Below are 10,791 nucleotides of genomic sequence, written 5' to 3'. Positions count from 1 at the left end.
AGCAAGCTCGCTCCTACAGGGCCAGCTCTTCGTAGGAGCGAGCTTGCTCGCGAACGGACCTGGCACCGTTCTGCCGGTAGTTCACGGATGCAGTCCGCTCCAACGAGAGCCGAACCTCCCTGCGGGAGCATCAGTGGCTGATATCCCGATCCTTGGTCTCCGGCAGGAAGAAGATGCCGAGGATCGCCGTCATCACCGCGATGACGATGGGGTACCAGAGGCCGTAGTAGATGTCCCCGGTGGCCGCCACCATGGCGAAGGCGACGGTGGGCAGGAAGCCGCCGAACCAGCCGTTGCCGATGTGGTAGGGCAGCGACATGGAGGTATAGCGGATGCGCGTCGGGAACAGCTCCACCAGCCACGCGGCAATCGGCCCGTAGACCATGGTCACGTAGATCACCAGGACGGTCAGCAGCACCAGCATCATCAGGTGGTTGATCTTCGCAGGGTCCGCCTTCTCCGGGTAGCCGGCTTCCTTGAGCGAGGCGGCGAGCTGCGCGGTGAACACCTCGGACTGCACCTTGAATTCCGCCGCCGGCATGCCGGCCCCTTCGAAGCTGGCGATGACCTTGTCGCCGATGTGTACCTGCGCCAGCGCGCCGTTCTCGGCCTTGAGGTTGTCGTAGGGGATGGCGCGCTTGGCCAGCAGGCTCTTGGCCAGGTCGCAGGAGCTGACGAATTTCGCCTTGCCCACCGGGTCGAACTGGAAGGAGCAGGCGTTCGGGTCGGCCACGACGGTGACCGGGTTCTTCTCCTGGGCGGCGAACACGTCCGGGTTACCGAACTGGGTCAGGCCGTGGAAGATCGGGAAGTAGGTCAGCGCGGCGAGGATGCAGCCGGCCATGATGATCTTCTTGCGGCCGATGCGGTCGGACAGGCTGCCGAAGAACACGAAGAACGGCGTGCCCAGCAGCAGGGAGCCGGCGATCAGCAGGTTGGCGGTCTGCGCGTCGATCTTCAGCGTCTGCAGCAGGAAGAACAGCGCGTAGAACTGCCCGGTGTACCAGACTACGGCTTGTCCGGCGGTGCCGCCGAGCAGCGACATGATCACCACCTTGAGGTTCTCCCAGCGGCCGAAGGACTCGGTCAGCGGCGCCTTGGACGCCTTGCCTTCCTCCTTCATCTTCAGGAACACCGGCGACTCGGAGAGCTGCAGGCGAATGTACACCGAGACGATCAGCAGCAGGATCGACAGCAGGAAGGGAATCCGCCAGCCCCAGGCCTCGAACGCCTCGGTGCCGAGCACGGTGCGGCAGGCCATGATCACCAGCAGCGAGAGGAACAGGCCCAGCGTCGCGGTGGTCTGGATCCACGAGGTGAAGAAGCCACGCTTGCCCTTGGGCGCGTGCTCGGCGACGTAAGTGGCCGCGCCGCCATACTCGCCGCCCAGCGCCAGGCCCTGCAGCAGCCGCAGGGTGATCAGGATGATCGGTGCGGCCACGCCGATGGTGGCGTAGGCGGGCAGCAGGCCGACCACGGCGGTGGACACGCCCATGATGATGATGGTGATGAGGAAGGTGTGCTTGCGCCCGATCATGTCGCCGAGGCGGCCGAACACGATGGCGCCGAAGGGCCGCACCGCGAAGCCGGCGGCGAAGGCCAGCAGGGCGAAGATGAAGGCGGTGGTTTCATTGACCCCGGCGAAGAAGTGCTTGGCGATGATCGCCGCCAGGGAGCCGTAGAGATAGAAGTCATACCATTCGAAAACGGTGCCCAGGGAGGAGGCAAAGATGACCTTGCGCTCCTCCTTGGTGATCCCGCTGTGAGGAGCGTTGCCCGCGGCCGGGCTGTAGGTTTGCGCCATGTTCGTCTCCGTCTTGTTGTTGTTTTGGGCCGGAGTCCCTCAATTTCCGTTACCGCACTCGAGCCCAGGGCTGATGACAGTTCCTACGGATTGCTGGTGCTTGAAAACAGGCGGCCCTGCGCAGCACCGCAAGGTCATCTGAAAGCATAATCGTTCTCACGCGTCTGGCCACTTTCCAGGCCGGCAAAGCCCCGCCTGGCGCGGATTGGCACCTGTTCTGGACAGCCCGGCGAACGCGAGGCGTCTGGCTGGCACCTCGCGGGCTGTCACTTCCCGATCGAAAGAGCCGGCAATTAGACCATCGTCTATAACGCTCTGGGTTGTCTCAGGCTGCTACAGCTGTCGCGATCTGCCACGTCTCATTTCTCATCGCCTGAGCCCAGCCTGCTGTTTCGCAAGGACTTTTCCCGCTGGCACGCAACGTGAAGCGCTCGGGGTTTCGCCCAGCGCCACGGTGGCGCTGCACAAGGAGGCCTGGCTTGAAGAGGATGCACCTGTCGTCGCAGTGGATTGCGGGGTGGATTACCGCCTCGCTGGTCTGCCTTTTGTTGTGGCTATCGCCTGGCGTGGGCAATGCGTTGCTCTGGGGGCTGGCAGCGCTGATTGCCCTGGGCGCCTTCCGCCATGAATGGCGCAGCCTTGCGTGGCAGGTTGCAGCCGGGGCGCTTTGCGGCGCTTGCCTCGCGCTGGCGCTGCACCTGACGGCCGATCACTTCCAGCTGCGCTACGCCTGGCTGTACAGCAGTGCGTCGCTGCCGGCCTACCTGAAGTTCTCCAATCTCTGGGGTGGCGACGAGGGCACGGTGCTGCTGCTGGCGACCTTCTGCATGGCTATCGCGCTCAAGAGTGCCGCGCTAGGCGGTTGGGCGGGGCGCGGCATGGCGCTGATCACCGCCTGGTATGTGGCCACCGCCGCCTGGCTCGGGCCGTTCAGCGCAACGCCGGCGGACTGGCTGGCGGCGCAGCCGAGCCAGGGCATGAACGCCCACCTGCAGACCTTCTGGATGTCGCTGCACGCGCCGCTGGTTCTCTGCGCGTACGCCTGGGTGCTGGCGCCGGCCGGTGCCGCGCTCGAAGCACTGGAGAGAGGCGGGCACGCCTACGCCTGGGTGATGCTCCGCTACAGCCGCCGCGCGTGGCTGATCCTCAGCGCCGGCATCGGCGTGGGCATGGCCTGGGCGATGGAGGACTTCACCTACGGCCAGCTGTGGCACTGGGACCCGGTACAGACCTCGGCCTTCATCATCTGGGCGCTGCTCGGCGCGGTGCTGCACGGCGCTCGCCGCTGGCGCGCGGACGGCCCCTACGCAAGGCTGTTGCCAGTCCTCAGCCTGCTGGCCGCAGCCATGGCCTGTGGCGCCATGGCGGTGACCCGCAGCACCGTGCTGGCCAGCTCGCACCGTTACATCGGCACCACGTCCTGGCTCAGTCATCTGGCGCTGGCGGCGGTCCTGCTGGCGCTCGCGGCATTCCATTTGCTGGCCGGGTGGCGGGCGCGCAAGCGGGCAGGGCGGCGACGCGGCGCCTCGGACTGGACGCTCGACGCGGCCATCTACCTGTTCGCCGGCACCGGCCTGCTGGCACTTGGCGCGCTGCTCCAGGCGCACCTCTACGAATGGCTGGGGATGGAGCGGCCCAGCGAGCTGAAACCCTTCTTCGAGACCCTGACCGCCTGGGCCACCACCGCCGAGATGGACAGCCTGCGCCGCGCCTTCGACCAGTGGGACGTCAACGGCTACGGCCTGGCGCACTGGGTGGTGCCGCTGCTGGCGGCGCTCGGCCTGATGGGCGGCTACAGCTTCCTGCGCCGTTGCGGACGGTCCCGTCTGGCGTTGCTGGCGACCGTGTTGGTGGCCGCGCTGATGCTCTGCACCGGCTGGCGCGGCGGCTGGCTGAGCGACGGCTACAACGGCGACGGCATGCTCTCGCAGAACATCGTGCGGGTGCTGCCGTGGCTGGATGCGGCGCTGCTGGGCGGCGCCTTCCTGATGTTCAGCTGCCTGTTCTGGGGCGCGCAGAGTCTGTGGCGCAGCCGGGGGATGGGCAACCTGCGCTACAGCGCCGGGCTCGCGCTGGTGCATGGCGGCGCAGTCGTCGCGCTGGTGGGCGGGCTGGCTGCCACGGCGCTGAACAGCTACCAGCAGATCAGCATCCCGCCGGGCACTTCCTTCGAGCAGTGGCACGCGGTGATCGGCGGCCTGCAGATGCGCGTCTCACCGGATTCCAGCCGGCCGGATTTCTCCGGCTACCAGGCGGTGGCCAAGGTGGAGTTGCGCGACGGCGACCGCACGCTCGCCGGCCACGCGCTGTTCCAGGACAGCCGCGGCAACCCGCCGGCCTACCAGGGCCCGGTGCGCCAGCTCTGCGAGATTCTCGACTACCACTACGCGCGCTTCGCCTCGGATCGCGGCTACGTGCTGCACCCGTTCATCGTCCGCGGCTGGAGTGGCGACCTGCAGATATGGGTGCCAGCTTCGGCCCGCCTGCTCAAACAGCCCGGCGACGACATCGAGAGCGTCGTGGTGGTGCGCCGCTTCCCGTTCCTCTCGCTGGTCTGGATCGGCCTGCTGGGCATGCTCTTCGGCGCCCTGTTGCTGCCGGCGGGCGGCACTTTGCGCAGGCCGGACCATACTGCTTCGCAGGGTGTCTCACGGGCCCTGTCTCAGAGTTAGACAGCTATCGCGAAATGTGACGTCGCAATCCCGCTGCCGTTTGCCGGGGGTGCCCGCAGAGTCCGCCGAAAGCCTGATTCGGCGGGGTATGCGCAGTAGTGGCACATAACCTGCAAAACCGCTTTCAAGAGCTCGCTCTTAGCCCATCGGTGGGCGCGAATAATCAACAAGAATACCGAGGAGGCCTGACCTTGAAGATGACACGACTTCGGCGCTATGTGGGTGCCGGAACCCTGGCCGCACTGGCCCTTGCGCTGCACCAGACGGCCCAGGCCGCACCCGAAGGCCAGGCGATCATCAACGCCAAGTGCCAGGCGTGCCACACGCCCGAAGGCAACAATTCCCTCAGCCGTATCAGCCACCAGCGCAAGACCCCCGAAGGCTGGCTGATGAGCATCGCCCGCATGCAGGTGATGTACGGTCTGAAGATCACCGACGAGGAACGCCGTTCGGTGGTCAAGTTCCTCGCCGACAAGCAGGGCCTGGCGCCCAGCGAGACCGAGGGCGTGCGCTACGCCCTCGAGCGCCGGCTGAATACCGTCGAGAAATTCGATACCAACTTCGAGCAGATGTGCGCCCGCTGTCACTCCGGTGCGCGCATCGCCCTGCAACGTCGCCCGGCGGCGGAGTGGGAGAAGCTGGTGAACTTCCACCTCGGCCGCTGGCCGTCGCTGGAATACCAGGCCCTGGCCCGCGACCGCGACTGGTTCGACCTGGCGAAGAAGGAAATGGTCCCCGAGCTCGCCAAGCGCTACCCGCTGGACAGCAAGGCCTGGTCCGACTGGCAGAAGAACCGGCCCAAGGCAGAGTCGCTGGCGGGTAACTGGAGCTTCGCCGGGCACTTGCCGGGCAAGGGCGACCTCGCCGGCAGCATGAGCGTGACCCAGGACGGCGACGACGCCTTCAAGGTCAGCGTGAAGGGCCAGTACGCCGACGGCTCGCCGTTCAGTGGCGAGGGCAGCGCGGTGCTCTACAACGGCTATGAATGGCGCGGTGCGGTCAGCGTCGGGGATGTGACGATGCGTCAGGTGTTCGCCGCCCTGAACGGCCAGATGCAGGGCCGCATGTTCGACAAGGCCCACGACGAGCGCGGCCTGGACTTTGTCGCGGCGAAGGACGGCACCAGCCACGTGCTGGGCGTGCAGCCGGCCTACATCAAGGCGGGTGCGGAGACCGAAGTCAGCGTGGTCGGCACCGGCCTGAAGGGCAAGCCGTCGTTCGGCAAGGGGGTGGAGGTGGTGTCGGTGGTGTCCGAGACGCCCGAGCGCGTGACCGTCAAGGTCAAGGCCGGCGATGCGGCCGCTGCCGGCGAGCGCGACGTCACCGTGGGCACCGCCAAGGGCGGCAGCCTCGCGGTGTACAAGGACATCGCCGAAGTGAAGGTGGTGCCGGAGTTCTCCATCGCCCGCATCGGTGGCAATGGCGGCTCCACGCCCAAGGTCCAGGGCAGCTTCGATGCCGAGGCCTGGGGCAAGGGCGCCGACGGCAAGCCGTTCCGCATCGGCGTGTTCCCGGCGCAGTGGTCGGTCGAGCCCTTCGATGACCGCGCCAGGGAAGACCAGGACGTGAAGTTCGCAGGTCTGATGGACGCCGCCACCGGCATCTTCACTCCTGGCGACGCCGGGCCGAACCCGGATCGCAAGATGATGACCAACAACGCCGGCAACCTGAAGGTGATCGCCGCGGTGGACGACGCCGGGCAGTCGCACAAGGGCGAAGGGCACATGATCGTCACCGTGCAGCGTTGGAACAACCCGCCGATCCCGTGATGAACGGAATCGGATGAACTGAACCCCTGAGCCCCGTCTGCGGACGGGGATTGGCAAGCAAGTTCCGGGAGGTCGCCATGGGCGCCATCTTGAATCTGGTCGAACGCAACCTGCACGAAGTGCAGGTCGACGCCGACCGCCTGTTGTTCCATATCCCCAGCTCTTCGCTGTTCGCCAGCGACGAGCTGACCGGCGGGATCATCGACGCGCTGCGCGGGCATGCCTGCTCGCCGGACGAGCTGACCCAACGCCTGGGCGGGCGCTTCGCCGCCGAAGAAATCGACGAGACCCTGCGCGAGCTGATCGCGCTGGAGCTGGTCAGCGACGGCTCGCCGCTGACCCCTGAAATCGGCATCAAAAAAGTCGATCGCACCGCGCTCAACACCGTGGTGCTGAACGTCAACACCGGCTGCAACCTCAGCTGCACCTACTGCTACAAGGAAGACCTGGACAAGCCCTCCGCGGGCAAGAAGATGGGCGCGGAAACCGCCGAGGCCTCGGTGGAAATGCTGATCCAGGAGTCCCCCGACGAGCAGCGCTACACCGTGGTGTTCTTCGGCGGCGAACCGCTGTCCAACCGCCCGCTGATCGAGCACATGGTCGCCTACTGCGAGCGCCGTTTCGGCGAGCTGGGCAAGACCGTGGACTTCGTCATGACCACCAACGCCACGCTGCTCACCGAGGAAATCGTCGACTGGCTCAACGCCCATCGCTTCGGGCTGTCCATCAGCATCGACGGGCCGAAGACGGTGCACGACCGCAACCGCATCACCGTGGGCGGGCAGGGCACCTATGACGTGGTGCGGCGCAAGGCCGACATGCTGCTGTCGCGCTACACCGCGCGGCCGGTCGGCGCGCGGGTGACCCTGACCACCGGCGTCACCGACGTCGAGACCATCTGGAACCACCTGTTCAACGAGATGGGTTTTGCCGAAGTCGGTTTCGCGCCAGTCACCTCGGGCGACATCAGCAGCTACAACCTCACCGGGGATGAGCTGAAGGACGTCTTCGCCGGCATGAAGGCCCTCGGCCGCCGCTACCTGGACGAGGCGCTGCAGGGGCGCAACATCGGCTTCTCCAACCTGCACCAGCTGATCACCGACATCCACGAAGGGCAGAAGAAGGCCCTGCCGTGCGGCGCCGGCCTGAAGATGCTGGCGGTGGACCACAAGGGCGAGCTGAACCTGTGCCACCGCTTCACCGGCTCCTCGCTGCCGACCTTCGGCAACGTGCACGAAGGGGTGAAGCAGGCCGAGCTGAACGAGTTCCTCTCGCAGCGCCTGGACCGCACCGACACCGGCTGCGCCACCTGCCACATCCGCAACCTCTGCTCCGGCGGCTGCTATCACGAGAGCTACGCGCGCTACGGCGACCCGGCGCACCCCACCTACCACTACTGCGAACTGATGAGGGACTGGGTCGATTTCGGCATCGAGGTCTACAGCCGGATCATGGCTTCCAACCCCAGCTTCATCGACCGCCACATCACTCCGCGGAAGGCGCACTGACATGAAACATCTGAAAGCGATCAACACCAAAGCACAGAAGCTCGAACAGGCCGCCGCCGAGGATCGCATCGAGGACGTGGTGGCGATGAACTCCGTGGCCGGCTGCGCGGCGACCACCGACCCGGGCTGGGAAGTCGACGTGTTCGGCGGCGTGTCCTCGCTCTGCCAGCCGATGGAGGCGGACCTCTACGGCTGCTCCGACCCCTGCTGGTGGCCGGCCCAGGTGCCGGACATGATGAGTACCTACCCCGACTGGAACAAGGATGCGCAGGCCTCGGCCGAGAACTGGCGCAACCTCGGCACCGTATTCCCGGACGACAAATGATCGCCCTGAAACACATGGGACAGAAGAACAAGAGGAAAACCTGCATGTCCAGAAAAGCATTCGCCGCCGCGCTCGGCGGCCTCTCGCTGGCCTGCGCGCTGCAAGCTCTCGCCGCCGACGCTGGCGCAGACGTGAGCAAGGCGCTGGAAAGCGGCCACGAGTACCTGATCAGCACCAATTACCCGAACAACTTGCATGTCATCGACATGCAGACCGACAAGCTGTTCAAGACCTGCACCATCCCCGGTGCCTATGGCCCGGGCATGACCCAGCTGTCGCCGGACCGCAAGACCGTCTACATCCTCAGCAACCACTACGCGGACATCTACGGCATCCAGCTCGATGACTGCAAACCGGTGTTCCACGCCACCATCGCGCAGAAGCCGGGCGAGAACGCGCGGGCGATGTTCTCCATGACCGTCAGCCACGACGGCAAGGAGATCTACGCCATCGCCAACCCCACGCTGATCCTCGCCGAGCACTACGAGGTGCAGCAGCCGCGCCTGCAGGTGTACTCCGTTGCCGACGGCATGGAGGCCAAGCCGGTGCGCACCTTCCCGGCGCCGCGCCAGCTGACCATCATGCAGAGCGGCGACGACGGCACCCTCTACGTGGCGGGGCCGGACATCTACAAGGTGAACGTGAAGACCGGCAAGTTCGACGTGGTGATCCCCAGCCGCAACTGGAAGCGCCCCAACTACGCGCCGCCAGACGTGCTCTACGTGTGGAACCAGCAGACCTACCCGCGTGACTTCTCGCTGCTCTACACCACGGCGAAGTTCAAGGACGCCAAGCAGGACATGGCCACGGCCGAGTTCCTCTACGGCTTCTTCAACATCGACCTGGCCACCGGCAAGACCGAGACCGTCGATTTCGGCCCGGTCACCGAGGTGTACTTCAGCGGCATCCGCTCGGCCAAGGACCGCAACGTCATCTATGGCGTGCTGAACCGCCTGGCCAAGTACGACATCAAGCAGCAGAAGCTGGTCAAGGCGGCGAACCTGGACCACTCCTACTACTGCCTGAGCACCAACAAGGCCGGCAACAAGCTGTACCTGACCGGCACCCTGAACGACGTGGCGATCTTCGACGCCGACAGCCTGGAGCGCATCGGCGATCTGAAGCTGCCCGGCGGCGACATGGCGATCACCACCAGCCAGGCGTTCGTGGCCAACTGACCCCAGGGCTGCCGATAGCCTGCCTGCGGTCATGAAACTGCCCGGAGCACCTGTGTGCTCCGGGCAGTTTCGTTTGCGGCTCAGATTTCCGGTTCCAGGCTCAAGTACCGCTGGGCACCGCAGCGCGCACAGCGCTGGCACAGCATCGGCACGCGGCCGACTTCGGTCAGAGTCCCTTCATCCCAAACGCATCCCAGGAAAAAGCAGCGCAATCGCATGTGTCCTCCTCCGGATCGCTCCGGTTCGTTAGACAGGCAGCAGGGTGCAGGTGACGCTCCGGGATTGTTCTTGTGTGGAGACGCCAACGAGCCTCTCGCGAGCGCTCTGGAATGGGCAACCTAAACTGCCCGATGGCGCCTTACGCCCGTCGCGCTAAGCTCTCCACTGCCTTCCTCGCCGTTCGTCACCCCTGAACCGAGGCGCTTGACAGATAATATTATGAGCATAATATTCTAATTCAGATGACGGTCATCATTCAATCGGCCGGACATTCCAGACGGCCACCAGGCCCACTCAACCTTGCAAGCGGGGCGAACGCCTCCCTGGAGAAAGAACCATGAATGCCAAATCCGAACTGGGCCGCGCACTGATCACCGGCGCTTCCTCCGGCATCGGCGCCACCTACGCCCAGCGCTTCGCTGCCCAGGGCTACGACCTGTTGCTGGTGGCCCGCGACCAGCAGCGCCTGGATGCCCTGGCCGCGCGCCTGGGCGAGGAGTACGGCGTCTCGGTGGATGTGCTGAAGGCCGACCTGACCCGCCGCGAAGATCGCTCCCGCATCGAGGCCCGTCTCGCCGAAGACGCGAGCATCAGCCTGTTGCTGAACAACGCCGGCGTGGCCCTCAACGGCACCCTGCTGGAGACCGATCTGGACCGTCTGGAAAGCATGATCGAGCTGAACGTCATCGCCACCGCACGGCTGGCCGGCGCTGCCGCCAAGGCCTTCGCCGGGCGCGGCCGCGGCACCATCATCAACGTGGCCTCGGTACTGGCCCTGGCGCCGGAGCTGTTCAACGGCAGCTACAGCGCCACCAAGGCCTTCGTGCTCAACCTGACCCAGTCCATGCAGCAGGAACTGGCGCCGCTGGGCCTGCGTATCCAGGCCGTTCTGCCGGGCGCTACCCGCACCGAGATATGGAACCGTGCCGGCACCGACATCTCCGCACTGCCGGCGGAAATGCTGATGGATGTGAACCACATGGTCGACGCCGCGCTGGCCGGCCTGGCGCTGGGCGAAGTGGTGACCCTGCCGGCGCTGCCGGATGCGGGCGAATTCGAAGCCTTCACCGCCGCGCGCCTGAAGATGGCGCCGAACCTGTCCCGCAGCGCCCCGGCGCAGCGTTATGGCGTGGTGGTTTGATCGAGTAACTGAGTGGCGAAAAGCTTGCCCCGGCCTTGCGCCGGGGCTTTTTTATGCGCGCGCAATGGCTCTTCGTAGGAGCGGGGGGGGGGGGGGGCGGCCCCCCCCCCGGGGAGAGGGGGGGGGCGCGGGCGGGGGCCCGGCGGGGGTGGGGCGGGCGGGCGAGGGGGGGGGG

At 66.1% G+C, this 10,791-nt stretch carries 8 protein-coding genes; 6 read left to right on the top strand and 2 right to left on the bottom strand.

Annotated features, from left to right (window positions below):
* Positions 1-130 precede the first annotated feature (130 nt).
* The gene (locus ACCC94_RS23500) at positions 131-1,804 is read right to left on the bottom strand and encodes an MFS transporter (RefSeq protein ID WP_413351999.1); all 1,674 of its coding nucleotides are present in this window, start codon (positions 1,802-1,804) and stop codon (positions 131-133) included.
* Positions 1,805-2,292: 488 nt separating this feature from the next.
* Here ACCC94_RS23500 and ccsA point away from each other — a divergent pair, with 488 nt between their 5' ends.
* The 5 genes from ccsA (at position 2,293) to peaD (ending at position 9,256) form a co-directional block, all read left to right on the top strand.
* The gene (gene ccsA, locus ACCC94_RS23495) at positions 2,293-4,476 is read left to right on the top strand and encodes a cytochrome c biogenesis protein CcsA (protein WP_413352000.1); all 2,184 of its coding nucleotides are present in this window, start codon (positions 2,293-2,295) and stop codon (positions 4,474-4,476) included.
* A gap of 197 nt (positions 4,477-4,673) precedes the next feature.
* Positions 4,674-6,245 carry a quinohemoprotein amine dehydrogenase subunit alpha gene (peaA, locus tag ACCC94_RS23490; protein WP_413351998.1) on the top strand — a complete coding sequence of 524 codons (1,572 nt, stop codon included), beginning with the start codon at positions 4,674-4,676 and terminating at the stop codon, positions 6,243-6,245.
* A 77-nt stretch (positions 6,246-6,322) separates the two neighbouring features.
* Entirely contained in the window at positions 6,323-7,753 is a 1,431-nt protein-coding gene (gene peaB / locus ACCC94_RS23485) for a quinohemoprotein amine dehydrogenase maturation protein (RefSeq protein ID WP_413351997.1), read from the top strand.
* Between the two features lies 1 nt (position 7,754).
* On the top strand, positions 7,755-8,078 hold the full coding sequence (gene qhpC, locus ACCC94_RS23480) for a quinohemoprotein amine dehydrogenase subunit gamma (protein WP_015477047.1): 324 nt from the start codon (positions 7,755-7,757) through the stop codon (positions 8,076-8,078).
* 44 nt (positions 8,079-8,122) lie between these two features.
* Entirely contained in the window at positions 8,123-9,256 is a 1,134-nt protein-coding gene (peaD, locus tag ACCC94_RS23475; protein WP_413351996.1) for a quinohemoprotein amine dehydrogenase subunit beta, read from the top strand.
* A gap of 80 nt (positions 9,257-9,336) precedes the next feature.
* Here the strand turns inward: peaD and ACCC94_RS23470 are convergent, their stop codons facing one another.
* Positions 9,337-9,474 (bottom strand): PSPA7_2676 family Cys-rich small protein, encoded by a 138-nt coding sequence (locus ACCC94_RS23470; protein WP_413351995.1) that lies wholly within the window; start codon positions 9,472-9,474, stop codon positions 9,337-9,339.
* A gap of 338 nt (positions 9,475-9,812) precedes the next feature.
* Between ACCC94_RS23470 and ACCC94_RS23465 the strand changes: the two genes are divergently transcribed.
* Positions 9,813-10,616 carry an SDR family NAD(P)-dependent oxidoreductase gene (locus ACCC94_RS23465; RefSeq protein ID WP_413351994.1) on the top strand — a complete coding sequence of 268 codons (804 nt, stop codon included), beginning with the start codon at positions 9,813-9,815 and terminating at the stop codon, positions 10,614-10,616.
* The last annotated feature ends 175 nt before the right edge of the window (positions 10,617-10,791 follow it).

It is taken from the genome of Pseudomonas sp. Pseusp97 (genome assembly GCF_047304025.1).
Classification (GTDB): domain Bacteria; phylum Pseudomonadota; class Gammaproteobacteria; order Pseudomonadales; family Pseudomonadaceae; genus Pseudomonas.
The sequence above is the reverse complement of the archived record's forward strand: the minus strand, read 5'-3'. Positions and strand labels throughout refer to the sequence as shown.

Coding starts and splice junctions, on each gene's coding strand:
- ACCC94_RS23500 (WP_413351999.1), bottom strand. CDS start 1,804: ATGGCGCAAACCTACAGCCCGGCCGCGGGCAACGCTCCTCACAGCGGG.
- ccsA (WP_413352000.1), top strand. CDS start 2,293: ATGCACCTGTCGTCGCAGTGGATTGCGGGGTGGATTACCGCCTCGCTG.
- peaA (WP_413351998.1), top strand. CDS start 4,674: ATGACACGACTTCGGCGCTATGTGGGTGCCGGAACCCTGGCCGCACTG.
- peaB (WP_413351997.1), top strand. CDS start 6,323: ATGGGCGCCATCTTGAATCTGGTCGAACGCAACCTGCACGAAGTGCAG.
- qhpC (WP_015477047.1), top strand. CDS start 7,755: ATGAAACATCTGAAAGCGATCAACACCAAAGCACAGAAGCTCGAACAG.
- peaD (WP_413351996.1), top strand. CDS start 8,123: ATGTCCAGAAAAGCATTCGCCGCCGCGCTCGGCGGCCTCTCGCTGGCC.
- ACCC94_RS23470 (WP_413351995.1), bottom strand. CDS start 9,474: ATGCGATTGCGCTGCTTTTTCCTGGGATGCGTTTGGGATGAAGGGACT.
- ACCC94_RS23465 (WP_413351994.1), top strand. CDS start 9,813: ATGAATGCCAAATCCGAACTGGGCCGCGCACTGATCACCGGCGCTTCC.